We start from the raw sequence: 15395 nt of genomic DNA on the forward strand, positions 1-15395 counted from the left end.
GCATGGCTGTAGGCGTATTCGACCTCTTCACCGTAGGCATCGGCCCCTCGAGCTCCCACACCGTGGGGCCGATGCGGGCGGGCGCGGCCTTCGCCGCGGAGCTTGCCGACGCCGGTGTCCTTGGTTCCGTGGCCGGTCTCCGCGTGGATCTTTACGGGTCCCTCGCGGCGACCGGCCGCGGGCACGGAACTTTTCCCGCCGTCCTGCTCGGCCTGGAAGGCTTCGCTCCGGAAGAGATCCTCCCTGATGAGATGGAGGAACGGCTCGCCGAGATCGAAGCCAGCGGCAAGATCTCGCTGGCCAACCAGCTTGAGCGGGCCGGCGGCGTCGCGGTGGTCCTCGAATACGGGATTGAAGACATGGTGCTGCACCCGCTTACCGTCCTGCCCCGGCACACCAACGGCATCCGGTTCGCGGTTGCCGGCGCGGACGGTGAACTCCTCCACGAAGCGACGTTCTTCAGCGTGGGTGGCGGGTTTATTGTGCGCGACGGCGAGGAGGAGACGGCCGCCGTCGAGCTTGAAGCCTCCAAGCAATCCCTGCCGTACCCGTTCCGCACCGCCGTTCAACTGCTGGAACACTGCACGGACAACGGGCTGTCCATCAGCGAGGTGATGCTGGCGAACGAGCTGGTATCCCGCTCCGAGGAGGAGATCCGGGCCGGGCTGCTGCACATTCGCGATGTGATGGACCAGTGCAAGGACTCAGCCATTTCCCGCACCGGCCTGCTGCCCGGCGGGCTGAAGGTCCGGCGCCGGGCACCGCAGTGGCACACCCGCCTGCGCGAGGAGGATCCCACGCGGGACCCGCGTTTCTGGCAGGAATGGGTCAACCTGGTGGCGCTGGCCGTTAACGAGGAAAACGCCTCCGGCGGCCGCGTTGTTACCGCGCCGACCAACGGTGCCGCGGGCATCATCCCCGCTGTGCTCTTCTACGCCACGCACTACGGCCCCGGCATGGACACGGCCACGCAGGAACAGAAGGACGACGCCGTCGTCCGTTTCCTGCTCGCTGCCGGCGCGATCGGGGTGCTCTACAAGGAGCAGGCTTCGATTTCCGGCGCGGAGGTGGGTTGCCAGGGCGAGGTGGGATCGGCGTCGTCCATGGCTGCCGCGGGCCTTGCCGAAATCCTGGGCGGAACGCCCGAACAGGTTGAGAATGCCGCGGAAATCGCCATGGAACACAACCTCGGCCTGACCTGCGATCCGATCGGCGGCCTGGTCCAGGTGCCCTGCATCGAACGGAACGCGATCGGCGCCGGAAAGGCGGTCAACGCCGCGAAGATGGCCCTTTGGGGCGACGGCGAGCACCGTGTCTCCCTGGACGAAGTCATTGTGACCATGCGGGAAACCGGACGGGACATGAGCTCGAAGTACAAGGAGACGGCGATGGGCGGCCTGGCCGTGAACGTGGTGGAGTGCTGACCTCCGCGGGTTGAGGCGGGCCTGTCCGAGTGGTAGACAGTAAGGACGCTTAGTAAGTTGCCGACCGGAAGGAAAGCATCATGACCGAACGCGGAAACAGCACCCATGGGCGCCGCATGGATGAGGAAATGAAGCACGAAACGCGGAACCTCACCCGTAACGCCGCTCCGGACCACGCCCAGGAATGGCGCCAGCCCGAACCGCTGGCGGATGACACGGACAGCGCCGAAGTCCAGGAAGTGCTCGGCGGGCCTCAAGGAACCGAAGCTTCCACGCTGCAGCCGGAGGGGGACGACTGAGAATGCCGAAGACCACCAAGGCCGGCAAGGCCAAAAAGAGCGAGCTGCCGTCAACCCTGGAACGTTCAGACCAGAAGGCGCAGGACACATTCGCGAAGACCTACGACTCCGCGATGGATGAGTACGGGAACGAGCAGCGGGCCGCGCAGACCGCGTATGCCTCGCTGAAGCACACCTACGAAAAGGTCGGCGACCACTGGGAGCCCAAGGACTCGAAGGGCCCCTCGGACAAGAAGGCTGAAGAGGGCAGGCGCTCCAACGCGAAGACCGCCGGGGGAGTGGATGCCAATGCCACCAAGGACCATCTGTACGACGTCGCATCCAAGCTGGAGATTACGGGCCGGTCCCGTATGACCAAGGATGAGCTGGTTGAGGCCATCCAGAAGGCCAACGAGAAGGAAACCCGGAAGAGCCGGTCCTAGCCGCGGCCGAGGTAGGGCATGCCGGCTGCCGTGAGCACCACGGAGCCCGGATTGGCCGACGCCGGCAGTCCGGCCATGAACACGACCATCCGGGCCGCTTCTTCCGCCGGGAAGGTCGGTTCTGCTTTGCGGGTGCCGTCCGGCTGCAGCGCGCCTCCGGCGGTGATGCCGTCCAGCAGCTCCGTGGCAGCGTTGCCGATGTCGATCTGCGCGCAGCTGATTCCCCAGGCGCGGCCGTCCAGGTCAATCGACTTGGTGAGCCCGGTGACGGCATGCTCGGTGGCGGTGTAGGCCGCGGCCAGCGGGCGGGGAGCAACGGCGGAGAGGGAGCCGTCATTGATGATCCGGCCGCCGGGGTGGTCCTGTTCCTTCATTTGCCGGACCGCCCGCCGCAGCGCAGAGCATGGTGCCGGTCAGGTTCACTGCGATGGTTTCGTTCCAGTCGCCGAGGCTGATCTGGTCCACGGAACCCGACGGGCCGAAGCTGCGGCATTGTTGAACAGCACGTCCACCCGGCCGAAAGCCGCGGCGGCCTCGAAACTCATGACCATATCCTGCCGTACCCATCGAGATAGCAGAAAGTGCCCGTTTCAGCGCTGAAACGGGCACTTTCTGCCATTTCGGTGAGAAGGGCAGGCAGGGGCGTTGACCGGCCGGACCGGCGCGCCTAGTGTCTACCCAACTTGTCTACGGGCAGGACCGGATCCAACCGGCCCGGCAAAAACAAAGGGGTTTTTGTGCATTTTCCGGCAGCGCAGTACGAACAGGTCCTTGATCCTATTGGCGATTCCCTGGTGCTTTCCGCCATCCTCGCCGCGCTCCCGCTCCTCCTGCTCTTCGTGATGCTCGGCGTCTTCCGGCTCAAGGCCTACCAGGCGGGCATCATCTCGCTGGTCCTGTCCATCCTGCTGGCGCTGTTCGGCTGGGGTATGCCGTTGGACCAGACCCTCTCTGCCACCGCCCTGGGTGCGTTCTACGCAATCTTCCCGATCCTGTGGATCCTCATCAACGCCCTGTGGATCTACAACCTCACGGTGGCAACCCCGTGGTTCGACGTACTGGGACGGACCATCCGCTCCATCTCCGATGACCTGCGGATCCTGTCCATCCTGATCGCGTTCTGTTTCGGCGCCCTGCTCGAATCGCTGGCTGGTTTCGGCGCCCCGGTAGCCATTGCCGCCGCGATGCTGATGGCCTCCGGCATGAAACCGCTGAAGTCGGCGATCGTGGCGCTGCTGGCCAACACGGCGCCGGTGGCATTCGGTGCCATGGCCGCGCCCATCATCGCGCTGAACGGCGTCACCGGCATTCCCCTGCAGGAGCTCTCCTCCATGACCGGGCGGCAGACGCCGTTTATCGCCCTCGTGGTCCCGCTGATCCTGGTGTTCCTGGTGGATGGCAAGCGCGGTGTGCGGCAGACGTGGCCGGTGGCCCTGGTGGCCGGCATCGTCTTCGGCCTGGCGCAGTTTGTGGCTTCCAACTTCTTCGTCGTGGAACTGACCGACGTCGTGGCGGCCGTCGCCACGGTGATCGCGGTGCTCGCAATGCTCCGGGTCTGGCAGCCGAAGGAACTGATCGGCATGTCCGGGGAAGCGATGGACGACGACGCCGGTGCGGTGCGCGGTGCCGCCGCCGGAGAACGTGCGGGCGAAGGCGCTGCTGAGGAAGGAACCGACACGCTGACCCGCACAGGCGGAGACGGCAGCACCTCGCAGGCTTCCGGAAGCGGCGGCTCTGGGCGGCGGTCTGCCGCCAGCGGCGGGAGCGAGGGCTCCGCAGGAGAAGGCGGACGCGATAACGCACGGCCGCCGGCCCGCAGCGTCTGGCTCTCCGTGGCCCCGTACCTGATCATCATTGTGGTCTTCTCCCTCGCGCAGATCCCCGCCATCAAGGCATGGCTGACCCAGGTGGGCGGTGTTACCTTCCATTGGCCGGGCCTGGACGTGGTGAATTCTTCCGGAGATCCGGTGGGGGCGCAGAACCTGCGCTTCGACCACCTGAAGGCCACCGGAACGCTGCTGCTGATCTCCGGGATCCTGACCATGGTTCTCTACCGGATTGCACCCGCGAAGGGGATCCGGATCTACGGCGAGACCCTGAAGACCCTGCGCTGGACGATCGTCACAGTCTGTTCGGTGCTCGCGCTGTCCTTCGTGATGAACCTGTCCGGACAGACCACCACCCTCGGTGTCGCGCTCGCCTCCGCCGGCGGCTTCTTCGCACTCCTGTCTCCGCTGCTGGGCTGGATCGGCGTGGCGCTGACCGGGTCGGACACGTCGTCGAACTCCCTGTTCGGGCAGCTGCAGGTCGCGGCCGCCGAGGAGACCGGTCTTTCGCCCACCCTGATGGCGGCGGCGAACTCCTCCGCCGGGGTGCTGGGCAAGATGCTGTCGCTGCAGAACCTGGCCATTGCGGCCGCGGCCGTGGGCCTCAACGGGGTGGAGGGCACGCTGCTGCGCAAGCTGATCGGCTGGTCCCTGGGCCTGCTGGTCGGGATGACCCTGTTGATCTGGTTGCAGTCCACGCCGGTGCTCGGCTGGATGGTCCCGTAGGTTGGCAAGTCAAGGAGAACGTGTGAGTACGAAGCCCATGAACGCTTCCGGCATTCCTGTCGCGGATGGGGCGGCCGCCGTGCTGGGCGCGGCAGCCAGGTTTTCCGTTGACCAAGGGGACCGGCTGGCGGCCAGCACGGACCGATCCGGCTTCGTGGCTGAGAGCATCCCGGACGGAGTGGTCTTCGCCCAGGACGCCGGGGAAGTAGCCGAAGTCCTGCGCCGGGCCAGCGCCCACCGGATACCGGTGGTTCCCCGCGGGGCCGGAACAGGGCTGGCAGGCGCCTCGTCTTCCCGGCAGGGCGAAATCGTGCTGGACGTGTCCGGCATGGACTCGATCCTGCGGATCGATCCGGAGGAACAGCTCGCCGTCGTGCAGCCCGGCGTGCTGAATGCTGAGCTGAACGCTGCCGCCGCTGAGTACGGGCTGTTCTACGCCCCGGACCCGGCCAGCACCGCCATCTGCTCCATCGGCGGGAACATCGCCACGAACGCCGGCGGGATGCGCTGCGCCAAATACGGCGTCACGCGCGAAGCCGTGCTGGCGCTGCGCGTCATCCTTGCGGACGGGAGGGAACTGCGCACCGGCCGGGAGACCATCAAGGGCGTGAGCGGTTATGACCTGAACGCCCTGATGATCGGGTCGGAAGGGACCCTGGGAATCGTCGTCGAAGCAGCCCTGCGGCTGCGTCCGCTGCCCGTGCAGACCGCCACGGTTGCGGCCTTCTTCCCGAACGTTGAACAGGCGGCCCGGGCGGCGTCGGCCGTTGTTGCGGCGCGGATCCAGCCGTCCATGATGGAGCTGATGGACGGCCAGACCCTGGAAGCAGTGGACGCTGCTTTGGGCACGGACTACCGCTCCCGCGGTGCTTCCTTCCTGCTGGTTCAAACGGACGGACACGGCGCCTTCCTGGAGCAGGACGTGGTGATGGACGCCGTCTCATCGTTCGGGATCTGTGAACGGGCGGTCGACGACCAGCAGGCGGCCGCGCTGGTGACCGCCCGCCGGGAAGCTATCCCCTCACTCGAAAAGCTCGGCAGGGTTTCGGTTGGGGACATCGGGGTGCCGCGCGGGAAACTGGCCGACGTCGTCTCCGGGCTGGAGGCGATCGCCGAACGCACGGGGGTGCGCATCTTCACCATCGCCCATGCCTCCGACGGCAACCTGCACCCGATGATCGTGATGGACCCGGAGGAGTCCGTGACGGAGGGGCCGCCCAAGGTGGCGCTGGGGGAGATGTTCCACCTGGCCAAGTCCCTGGGCGGCACGCTCACCGGAGAACACGGCATTGGCCTGCTGAAACGGGACTGGCTCCAGGAGGAGCTCGGGAACGTCTCGCTGGAAGTCATGCACACCATCCGCGCCGCGCTGGATCCGCTGGGCATCCTCAACCCGGGCAAGGCCATCTAGGAGCCGGTTGCCCTACTCGAAGACCAGTGAGACGCGCAGGTTCTCAATGGGAGCGGGGCCCAAGCCGTAAACCCACAGGACGAGCTTCTGGTTCTGCTCCACGGCCAGCGATCCAGTGCGCCCGCATTGGGAGGTAGTCGTGCAGGACATGAGGGGTTGGAACAGGCCGTCACGGACGAGGTACACGTCGATGAGGCTGCTCCGTTCCGTCATCTCGACTCTCATCTCGGTGATGGTCCCTGCGCGCGGCATTCGAATTTCGTTAGCCTCTCGGGAACTGGAGGGAGCCACCGAGCCGGCGATCGGGAAGTAACCCGCACTGTTAGTGAGAGCTGTGGGATCTATGGTGCCGGGCAGGAAGCTGACGAAGACCGTCCCTGCCCCTGCCGGTCCGGCCGGGCCGGCGGGCCCGGTATCGCCGGTGTCGCCCTTATCGCCCGGCGGTCCGGCTGGCCCTGCCGGCCCCTGGGGCCCTGCAGGTCCCTGTGGTCCGGCCGGGCCAACCTGACCTTCTGGTCCCGCAGCACCGGTGGTTCCCGCTGGGCCCGGGTCACCCTGATCACCTTGAAGGCCTTGCGCGCCTTGAGGGCCCATGGGTCCCTGCGGGCCAATCAGGCTTTGAGACCCACCCGGCCATGTTCCCGCCGTCTTGGGGCCGTAGATGGCGAAGGTTGCGGTGTCGAGGTAGAAGTCGCCGTCCACGCCCACGTTATTTGAGGGAGCCCCGGATCCGTTGTGGATGCTGTTCCCATCCCGGCCGGGAAGGCCGGCGGGTCCAGTGGGACCGGCTGGGCCCGGTTCGCCGGCGGGCCCGGTGGCACCGTCGGCACCGTCGGCACCGTCCGCTCCGTCCGCTCCGTCAGATCCGGCCGGTCCCGCCGCTCCGTCCGCTCCCGCCGCCCCCGCCTGGCCCGCCGCCCCGGCCGGTCCCGCCTGGCCAGCCGCCCCGGTCTTGCCGGAAGCGCCCGCCGGTCCCGCCAGTCCCGGAACACCGGCCGGCCCGGATTCTCCAGGCTTGCCGTCGGTGCCCGGTTCGCCCTTGCCTCCCTTGGCATCGGCTGACGCTGAAGCTGACGCTGAAGCTGACGCTGACGCCGCGGGCGACGCCGACACCGCCACGCTGGGGACCTCCCCGTCAGCTCCGGCAGCCAACCAGGACACCGGGATACTGCCCGGGCCGCAATCGAGCTCCCCGGGTGATGTGGCAATGCTGGTGAATTGCAGCGAGGTGTCGTCGAGGCAAGCGTGATAGGAGGCCGCAGCCGAAGAAGCGGGTGTGCAGGCGGAGAGTGCCAGGACGGCAGCGGCGGCTGCGGCAAATACCGGCACAAGCCGGGGGGCGGGGCGGTTCACGGGGATCTCCTGGGTCGTCTGTCGGGACAGGGCGGGGGACAAGGGCTGAACCTGCCAGGTGCGGTCCTCCCCCAGCGGGTCCCGCATGCCGTAAACAGCAGTAAATAGATAAAGACCAATTATGGACTTCGTCCAGACAGTTATATGCCATCTTTTGGACGGCGTCCAGAAATTCACACGCTTCTCGCGATGATGACGGAGGCCACAAAAAACAGCAGCCGCCCGAAAGGGGCAGCTGCTGTTTCGATAATCCGGGCCGGGACGCCGCTAGCTGCGGCTGGCCGGTTCCGGTTCGTGGTGGTCAACGTGCGGGTGGCGGCGCTCCAGAGAGGAGCCTTCGACGTCGACGTCCGGCAGGATCTTGTCCAGCCACTTCGGCAGCCACCAAGCCTTGTCCCCGGCCAGGTGCATCAGCGCCGGGATCAGCAGCATGCGGACCACGAAGGCGTCCAGCAGCACACCGAATGCCAGCGCGAACCCGATTGGACGGATCATGGCGCTGTGGGAGAAGACGAAGCCGCCGAACACGGAGACCATGATGATCGCCGCAGCGGTCACCACGGCGCGTCCGGCGCGGACACCCTGCACCACGGCAACCCGGGAGGGGGCACCGTGGGCGTAGGCCTCCCGCATGCCGGAGCCGATGAACAGCATGTAGTCCATGGCCAGGCCGAACAGGATGCCCACCAGGATGGTAGGCAGGAAGTTCAGGATCGGGCCCGGTGTCTCCACGTTGAAGACCCCGGAGAGCCAGCCCCACTGGTAGATCGCCACGACGCCGCCCAGGGCGCCGAAGTAGGAAAGCACGAAGCCCAGCGTGGCAATGACCGGAACGTAGATGGACCGGAACACCAGGATCAGGATCAGCAGTGACAGGCCCACCACTACGCCAAGGTAGATCGGCAGGGCGTCGGAGAGCTTGTCTGAAATGTCGATGTTGCCCGAAGCGGTTCCGGCCACGCCAATCTCGTACTCGCCGTTCAGCGGGGACATGTCCCGCAGGGTGTGCACCAGGTTCTCGGTGGACTCACTCGTGGGACCTTCTTCGGGAACCACCTGGAAGGCGATCGTGCTGCCGTCTTCCGAGGAACCGATCGGCGCGACGGCGGAAACGCCGTCCTGTTCGAAGAGGATCCCGGCGATCTCCGCCTGGACAGCGGTTGCCTCCGCGTCGGCCGGCTCGGAGTCCAGCTCGGCCACCACCAGTAGGGTGCCGTTCTGGCCCTCGCCGAACTTCTCCGACAGCGTGGAGTAGGCCCGGTACTGCGTGGAGTCATGCGCCTCGGAGGACCCGTCCGGAAGCCCGGTGCGCAGATCCAGGGCGGGAATGGCGATCACCAGCAGGGCGGCAATCGAAACCAGTGCCGTGAGCACGGCGCTCACCGTGGACATTGGCTTCGCCGAACCCGGTACGGCCGTGGGAGAGGCTGCTTCCGCGGCGGGGGACACGGCGGCACGTTCCTTTTTGCTGAGGATGCGCATGCCGGTCAGCTTCAGCAGTGCCGGGGTGAGCGTTACAGCGATCATCACGGCAATCGCGATGCACGCAGCACCCACGGTGCCCATGAGGCCAAGGAATGGAATGCCGGTGATGTTCAGGGCCAGCAGGGCAATCAGCACGGTTGAGCCGGCGAAGACGACGGCGTTGCCTGAGGTGCCGTTGGCCAGGCCGATCGACTCCTCCAGGTCATAGCCCGCCTTCAGTTGGCGGCGGTGCCGGTTCACAATGAACAGCGCGTAGTCGATGCCGACGGCCAGGCCGAGCATCAGGCCCAGCACCGGAGTCACTGAGACCATTTCCACAACGCCGGAGAACGCCAGGGCGCCCAGGGCACCGATTCCGACGCCGATCAGGGCGGTGATCAGCGGCAGTCCCGCACCGACCAGCGTGCCGAGCATGACCACCAGCACAACGGCCGCGACAACCAGGCCGATGACCTCGCCGATGCCGAAGATGGTTGGGATGCCCTGGGCGATGTCCGTGGAGAAGTCGGCGGTGACGCCCTCAACCGGGGCGTCGTCGAAGACCGCCACGAGGGCATCCTTCGTTTCCTGGGTGACCTCCATCTGGGTGTCCTCGAAGACCACCGTCACAATTGCGGCGCTGCCGTCCTCGGAAACCATGCGGATGTTCTGGGCCATGTTGAGCAGGGCGGCTCCCTGTTCCAGCTGCGGAGCCTGCTCTTCCGCGGCGGCGGCCTGCGCCTCGAGTTCGGCCCGGCCGGCATCAATCTGGGCCTGCTGGGCGTCCAGCTGCGGCTGGGCCGTTTCGAGTGCGCCGGCTGCTTCCGCCTGTGCACGGGCGGCGTCGAGCTGCTGCTGGCCGGCATCGAGTTCGGCGCGTGCCGCCTCCAGCTGGGCGCGGCCGGCGTCGAGCTGTGCCTGGCCTTCCTCCAGCTGGGTGCGCTGAGCGTTCCGCTGGGCTTCGGTGGCGAAGGGGTCCACGGCGTTTTCGACGCCGTCGACCTCGGAGGCATCGGCCGCCAGCGCAGCGATGGCGTCCTTCTGCTCCTGGGTGAAGGGCGAGCCGTCCTCGGTCTGGAAGACCACGGAGCCGGTTCCGCCGGAGGCTTCCGGCAGTTCCTGCTGGAGGCGGTCTGTCACCTGGGTGGTGGGTGTGCCCGGGATGGAGATGGCGGTGGAGAGGGTGCCGCCGAAGAGTGCGAACGCTATGCCGGCGATTGCCAGCACGGCGATCCACACTCCCAGCACGGTGCGGGCACGCCGTGCGGCGCCCCGCCCCAGGCGGTAGAGGAATTCAGCCATTTGGAAGGTCCTTATCGAAAAACTTGGGTTTTGCTGCGGACGGGGGCGGCGGAGGTGAACCGCCGCGAGCGAAAACTTAGGGGCTGCCCGGGGGAGTGCCGGAGCCTACTCCGGTACGAAGGGCAGCAGTGAGCCGCTGGAGCAGTTCGATCCAGGCGGTGCGGGAATCAGGGGTGTTGACGGCGCCGGTCAGGGAGCTCCAGCGTTCATAGAGCACGCTGATTCCGCCGGCGAAAGTGCCCACCAGAAGCTGGATGTCTTCCGGATCGGATTCCGGGTGGCGGGAGGTGAGGGCGGAGATCACCTGGTCTCCGGCGAGGGTCACGGAGCGGAAGGCCATGATGGCCTGCTGCGGCGAAGACCGGGTGTCTGCCCGGCCCAGGACCTCGGTGAGGTAGGAAACCGCCTCGATGAACCTGGGCGAACTGACCAGGTCCACCAGGTCATCCAGGGGAGAGTGCCCGGCCGGTGCCGTGCCTTCCGGCAGCATGAGGGAGGAAGCGACGACGCCGGTGCCCACCTCGGTAACGACGTCGTCCAGAGAGGCGAAGTGGTTGAAGACTGTGCGACGGGAGACGTCTGCCCGCTGTGCGAGTTCATCCACGGAAAAATCGGTGCCGCGGCGCTCGGAGAGCAGGTCAGCGCAGGCGTTGACTATCGCCTGGCGGTGCTTGCTCTTGAGGGCAGACCGGCGGTCGGGAGAGGTACTGGCAGAAAGCACACTCCTACACTAAGTGCATCGTTGCACCGGGTGCAACTAATCCCGTTCCGGCTCCGAAGCCTCACGCGCCCGTCCGGCAGCGGACAAGCGCCGCGATCCGAGGAAGTGCACCAGCACTCCCGCGCCAACCAGGGTGAGCGCGGCTCCTCCGTAGACGGTGGCCAGTGAATAGACCCCGTCCGGGGCGCCGGAAAACAGCCGGCTCAGGAGCCCGGGAATCTGCGGCCCGGCGAACAGGAGCACCGTCAGCAGCGGCCCTCCGGTCAGCCAGCCGCTGCGGCCGGGCTGCGTGTTTTTCCCGCTGCTCTGCTCACTCATGGCTTAAGTCTTCCAGATTTCCGGGCGGGGCGTTTTCCGTCCCCGGCCGGCGCTGCGTATCAGGCGAGTGCCGAGGGAAAATTGCCGGCCTGAGATACCATCGCGGGATTCTGCGAAGCAAACCCGGGTGCATCGGAGGAGTAACGGTGATCACACCTGGGGGTTCCGCATTGGGGTATCGCCGGGCCGGAAAGTAGGCTCGACCGTATGGCTCCCTTCCGAAACAGCCGCGCTGCGGCGCTGCCCGCGAAATTGTCCCGTTCCTGGCTGCTGGCTTCTGCCGCGGACGAAGCACATTTTGCTCCCGCGCTGGCCTCGGAAGCGGACTCTGTCGTATTCGACATGGAGGACGCAGTTCCCGCCGAAGGCAAGGCAGAGGCACGTGAGCGCGTGGTGGAGGCCCTCTCCACCGGCATGACTGCCTGGGTGCGCGTCAACGGCATCGAAACCGATTACTGGGCCGATGACCTGGCTGCCCTGTCAAAGGCACCCGGCCTGCGCGGCGTCATGCTGGCCATGACCGAAAAGCCGGAGCAGGTCACGCACACCGCCATGCGGCTGCAGGCCGGCACCCCGGTGCTGGCGCTGGTCGAGTCCGCGCTCGGCATCGAAAACGCGACGGCGATCGCCAGTGCTCCGGGCACCTTCCGCCTGGCATTCGGCGTCGGCGACTTCCGCCGCGACACCGGCGCGTCCGATGACCCGATGGCACTGGCGTACGCCCGCTCCAAGCTGGTGGTGGCCTCCCGCGTGGGCCAGCTTCCCGGCCCGATCGACGGCCCCACGCCGGGCACGCTGGGCGAGAAGCTGCTGGACGCGTGCAAGGTGACCGCATCAATGGGCATGACCGGCAAGCTCTGCCTGATGCCCGAGGCGGCGGACACGATCAACAAGGGCCTCTCGCCGAGCGAATCCGAAATTGTCTGGGCCCACGAACTGCTCGAGGCACACGCCGCCGGCGCAGTGGTGGGCGACGGCTCCTACCTGCCGCGCCTGGCCCGGGCCCAGAAGATCTCTTCCCTGGCGGACTCCTACGGTCTCTGGAACGCCTAGTTCCGGGGGCGTTTCAGAGAACGGGCTGCTCCAGCACGCTTCCGGTCAGGGTGTGCGCGGAGTCTTCGCCATAGTCCGCTGAACTGAAGTGCAGAGCGGAACAGCAGCACCTGCGCCACCCTCCAGTGCTTACCGCTCCACCAGGATGCCGTCTTCGTCCGCGTAGAGCACCGCGCCGGGCCGGAAGATGACTCCGCCGAACTCCACCGGAACGTCCACCTCTCCCACGGAATCCTTGGCGCTCTTGCGCGGGTTGGAGCCGAGGGCCTTCACGCCCAGCGGCAGCTTGGCAACGGCGGCCCGGTCACGGATCGGGCCGTGGATGACGACGCCGGCCCACCCGTTGTGGACCGCTGCCTCGGCGATCATGTCCCCCATCAGGGCGGTGTTCAGCGAACCCCCGCCGTCCACCACCAGTACCGCGCCGTTGCCCGGTGAGTTCAGGGTGGACTTCACCAGGCCGTTGTCCTCATGGCAGCGGATGGTGCGCACCGGGCCGGTGAAGCGGGTGGAGCCGCCGAGGTCCTGGAACTGGAGGGAGACCGAAGCCAGGGCTTCGCCGTGTTCGTCGTAGAGGTCTGCTGTGCTCTTTTCCATGGCACATACTGTGCCACAGGACACATCCGGGCCGCGTGGACGCGGCGGGCTGTCGAAGGTACCGCTTAGGCGTGCTTGGCTGCGGCCTGGGATTTGAGCAGGTCCACAACCTCCAGCAGCTCCTCCACTGAACCCGAGGTGGGGGAGTCCTCACCCTGGGGCCAGCCGCCGGGCAGGCCCTCGTTGTAATACAGTCCGTCGCCCAGCAGCATGATGGCGCGGGCAATGGCCTGGTCTCCCACTTCGTCGAGAATCAGGTTGAACCAGTCGCGGTGGATCCGCTGGAGCAGCTCGGAGGCGGCGGCGTCGTTGGCCTGCGCCAGGCGTACCGCGGCAATCAGCGCACGGTCCAGGCCGCTGTCCACGTAGACGGAGGTGCGGACCAGGAAGCGTGCCGGACCCTCGGCGTCGGTGCGCATGCGCTCCAGGTCCGCAGCGGCAAGGACCCGCAGGCGGTCAAGGATCCCGGTGGCCAGGGCCTCCTTGTTCTTGAAGTGGTACAGCAGTCCGCCCTTGGAGACGCCGGCAAGTGCGGTCACGGCGTCGAGCGTTGCCCCGCGGGGTCCCTCATTGATCAGCAGATCCTCGTAGGCGGAGAGGACGCGTTCCCGGGCGGGTGTCTGTTCAGGCATGGCTTTACGCTAGCCCATTCCGTGCTGTACAGTCTAGACGGTACAGTAACGTACGGGTAGACCCCGCTGGTTGCTGGCATGTCTTTTTAACCCATCATTTTCGGCAGGCGGAGCCCTGCCAGGTCCAAGGAGGAATTGTGCCTGCGGTACAGGAACGGCCCGTGCTTCAGCGGGCCGGAAAGCGTGAATGGCTGGGACTGGCGGTGCTGATGCTCGCCGTCCTGCTGGTTGCGGTAGACAACACCGTGCTCAGCTTTGCCGTCCCGTCCCTGTCCCGTGCCCTGGCGCCGACCGGAACGGAACTGCTCTGGATCATCGACATCTACGCGCTGATCCTGGCCGGCCTGCTGGTCCCGATGGGCAGCCTCGGGGACAGGCTCGGCAGGCGGAAGCTGCTCATGATCGGTACGGCCGGTTTTGGCCTGGTCTCCGTCGCGGCGGCCTTCGCTCCGTCTGCCGGAGCGCTGATCGGTGCCCGCGCCCTGCTCGGCTTCTTCGGTGCCATGCTGATGCCGGCCACACTGTCCATCATCCGCAACATGTTCGTGGTGCCCGGCCAGCGCCGGATCGCGATCGCCGTGTGGGCGGCCGGATTCTCCGGCGGTGCCGCACTGGGCCCGATTGTGGGCGGCACCCTGCTGGAACACTTCTGGTGGGGCTCGGTCTTCCTCCTCGCCGTTCCGGTGCTGATCCCGCTGCTGGTGTTCGGGCCCAAGCTGCTGCCCGAATCCCGTGACCCCAAGCCGGGCAAGGTGGATCCGGTCAGCATCCTGCTGGTCATGGCCACCATGTTCCCGCTGGTCTACGGCATCAAGTCCATCTCCACGCACGGCCTCGACGCCTACGCCCTGGTTCCGATGGCCGCCGGCCTGCTCTTCGGCGTTGCCTTCGTGCGCCGCCAGCTCAGCCGTTCCGAACCCATGCTGGATGTGCGCCTGTTCCGGAATCCGGTGTTCACCGGTTCCATCTCCGCCAACCTGCTGAGCGTCTTCGCCCAGGTGGGCTTCATCCTCTTCCTTTCCCAGCACCTGCAGCTGGTCCTGGGGCAGACGCCCCGCGAAGCCGGACTGATGATGCTCCCGGGCCTGATGCTCACCGTGGTGGCCGGCCTCGCCGTCGTCCGCGTGGTGCGCCGCGTGCGTCCGGCTTATGCCGTCGCCGCCGGCCTGACCTTCAGTGCCATTGGCTACACCGTGGTGCTGATGACCGGCCATGACGAGAGCCCGCTGGGACTGGTGATCGCCTTCATGATCCTTGGCATCGGCGTCGGCTCCGCGGAGACCATCTCCAATGACCTGATCCTCGGCAGCGTCCCGCCGGCTAAGGCCGGTGCGGCCTCGGCCATCTCCGAAACCGCCTACGAAGTGGGTGCCGTCCTCGGCACCGCTGTGCTGGGCAGCATCCTGACCGCCGGCTACCGCAACGGAATCGTGCTCCCGGACGGCATGGATCCTGCGGCGGCGTCCGCGGCGTCGGAAACGCTCGGCGGAGCGGTTGAAGCAGCCAAGGCGCTGCCCGGCCCGCAGTCCGCGGACCTGCTGGCCTCCGCCCAGGCCGCCTTCGACTCGGGTGTGGTGGCGACGTCGCTGATCGGCATTGCGCTGATGGTGGCCGCCGCGGTGGGCGCCCTCTTTATGCTGCGCCGGGTGGCGGCGGACCAGGATGCGGCGTCCGACGGCGATGCGGCGCCTTCCGCCGCGCCGGAGTCCGCACTTGCCGCGTCCGGCACTGCGCTCGACGATGCGCCCGCTGAAACTGCCGCCATCTCCAAGGGTGCCGGCAGTGTGGAACTCCAGACCGAACGGGCGGAGCAGGACGCCTGCTCGCCCCGCCGCTAGCGGAGAACT

At 67.1% G+C, this 15395-nt stretch carries 14 protein-coding genes and 1 pseudogene; 8 read left to right on the forward strand and 7 right to left on the reverse strand.

The window, feature by feature from the left end; all coding sequences use genetic code 11:
- The first annotated feature begins 2 nt into the window (after positions 1-2).
- The 3 genes from ACSLGO_RS10540 to ACSLGO_RS10550 all read left to right on the forward strand — a co-directional run bounded on the left by ACSLGO_RS10540 (position 3) and on the right by ACSLGO_RS10550 (position 2145).
- The gene (locus tag ACSLGO_RS10540) at positions 3-1424 is read left to right on the forward strand and encodes an L-serine ammonia-lyase (protein ID WP_387003555.1); all 1422 of its coding nucleotides are present in this window, start codon (positions 3-5) and stop codon (positions 1422-1424) included.
- 80 nt (positions 1425-1504) lie between these two features.
- Positions 1505-1723 carry a hypothetical protein gene (locus ACSLGO_RS10545; protein WP_325786269.1) on the forward strand — a complete coding sequence of 73 codons (219 nt, stop codon included), beginning with the start codon at positions 1505-1507 and terminating at the stop codon, positions 1721-1723.
- 2 nt (positions 1724-1725) lie between these two features.
- Positions 1726-2145, forward strand: a complete 420-nt coding sequence (locus tag ACSLGO_RS10550) for a ChaB family protein (protein WP_091601085.1) — start codon at positions 1726-1728, stop codon at positions 2143-2145.
- Here the strand turns inward: ACSLGO_RS10550 and ACSLGO_RS10555 are convergent.
- Positions 2142-2669: pseudogene (locus tag ACSLGO_RS10555) on the reverse strand (SDR family oxidoreductase); the annotation flags it as partial. The gene ACSLGO_RS10550 and the pseudogene ACSLGO_RS10555 sit on opposite strands and share 4 nt — an antisense overlap.
- 213 nt (positions 2670-2882) lie before the next feature.
- Here ACSLGO_RS10555 and ACSLGO_RS10560 point away from each other — a divergent pair.
- Complete coding sequence (locus ACSLGO_RS10560) at positions 2883-4697, forward strand: L-lactate permease (RefSeq protein WP_436401068.1); 1815 nt, start codon at positions 2883-2885, stop codon at positions 4695-4697.
- A gap of 37 nt (positions 4698-4734) precedes the next feature.
- Positions 4735-6108 carry an FAD-binding oxidoreductase gene (locus ACSLGO_RS10565; protein WP_436401160.1) on the forward strand — a complete coding sequence of 458 codons (1374 nt, stop codon included), beginning with the start codon at positions 4735-4737 and terminating at the stop codon, positions 6106-6108.
- Positions 6109-6120: 12 nt separating this feature from the next.
- Here the strand turns inward: ACSLGO_RS10565 and ACSLGO_RS10570 are convergent, their stop codons facing one another.
- Positions 6121-6360, reverse strand: a complete 240-nt coding sequence (locus ACSLGO_RS10570) for a hypothetical protein (RefSeq protein ID WP_386885764.1) — start codon at positions 6358-6360, stop codon at positions 6121-6123.
- A gap of 483 nt (positions 6361-6843) precedes the next feature.
- Between ACSLGO_RS10570 and ACSLGO_RS10575 the strand changes: the two genes are divergently transcribed.
- Entirely contained in the window at positions 6844-7170 is a 327-nt protein-coding gene (locus ACSLGO_RS10575) for a hypothetical protein (RefSeq protein WP_386917282.1), read from the forward strand.
- Positions 7171-7728: 558 nt separating this feature from the next.
- On the opposite strand, the gene ACSLGO_RS10580 is transcribed toward ACSLGO_RS10575, so the two are convergent.
- From ACSLGO_RS10580 to ACSLGO_RS10590, 3 genes are all read right to left on the reverse strand, one after another.
- On the reverse strand, positions 7729-10227 hold the full coding sequence (locus ACSLGO_RS10580) for an MMPL family transporter (RefSeq protein ID WP_436401069.1): 2499 nt from the start codon (positions 10225-10227) through the stop codon (positions 7729-7731).
- Between the two features lie 76 nt (positions 10228-10303).
- Positions 10304-10948 (reverse strand): TetR/AcrR family transcriptional regulator, encoded by a 645-nt coding sequence (locus ACSLGO_RS10585; RefSeq protein WP_263127837.1) that lies wholly within the window; start codon positions 10946-10948, stop codon positions 10304-10306.
- A gap of 36 nt (positions 10949-10984) precedes the next feature.
- Positions 10985-11266 (reverse strand): hypothetical protein, encoded by a 282-nt coding sequence (locus ACSLGO_RS10590; protein WP_387003576.1) that lies wholly within the window; start codon positions 11264-11266, stop codon positions 10985-10987.
- A 207-nt stretch (positions 11267-11473) separates the two neighbouring features.
- Between ACSLGO_RS10590 and ACSLGO_RS10595 the strand changes: the two genes are divergently transcribed.
- Positions 11474-12319 carry an HpcH/HpaI aldolase/citrate lyase family protein gene (locus ACSLGO_RS10595; RefSeq protein ID WP_091601100.1) on the forward strand — a complete coding sequence of 282 codons (846 nt, stop codon included), beginning with the start codon at positions 11474-11476 and terminating at the stop codon, positions 12317-12319.
- Positions 12320-12448: 129 nt separating this feature from the next.
- Here the strand turns inward: ACSLGO_RS10595 and rraA are convergent, their stop codons facing one another.
- Together rraA and ACSLGO_RS10605 are read right to left on the reverse strand one after the other, a co-directional pair.
- Positions 12449-12916: a ribonuclease E activity regulator RraA gene (gene rraA, locus ACSLGO_RS10600; RefSeq protein WP_386917279.1), complete on the reverse strand. Its 468-nt coding sequence runs from the start codon at positions 12914-12916 to the stop codon at positions 12449-12451.
- 65 nt (positions 12917-12981) lie between these two features.
- Positions 12982-13548, reverse strand: coding sequence for a TetR/AcrR family transcriptional regulator (locus ACSLGO_RS10605; protein ID WP_091601104.1), 567 nt, complete (start codon positions 13546-13548; stop codon positions 12982-12984).
- A 137-nt stretch (positions 13549-13685) separates the two neighbouring features.
- Here ACSLGO_RS10605 and ACSLGO_RS10610 point away from each other — a divergent pair, with 137 nt between their 5' ends.
- Positions 13686-15386 (forward strand): MFS transporter, encoded by a 1701-nt coding sequence (locus ACSLGO_RS10610; RefSeq protein ID WP_263127834.1) that lies wholly within the window; start codon positions 13686-13688, stop codon positions 15384-15386.
- Positions 15387-15395 lie beyond the last annotated feature (9 nt).

The organism is Arthrobacter sp. IK3, assembly GCF_051337705.1.
Lineage (GTDB): Bacteria > Actinomycetota > Actinomycetes > Actinomycetales > Micrococcaceae > Arthrobacter_B > Arthrobacter_B koreensis.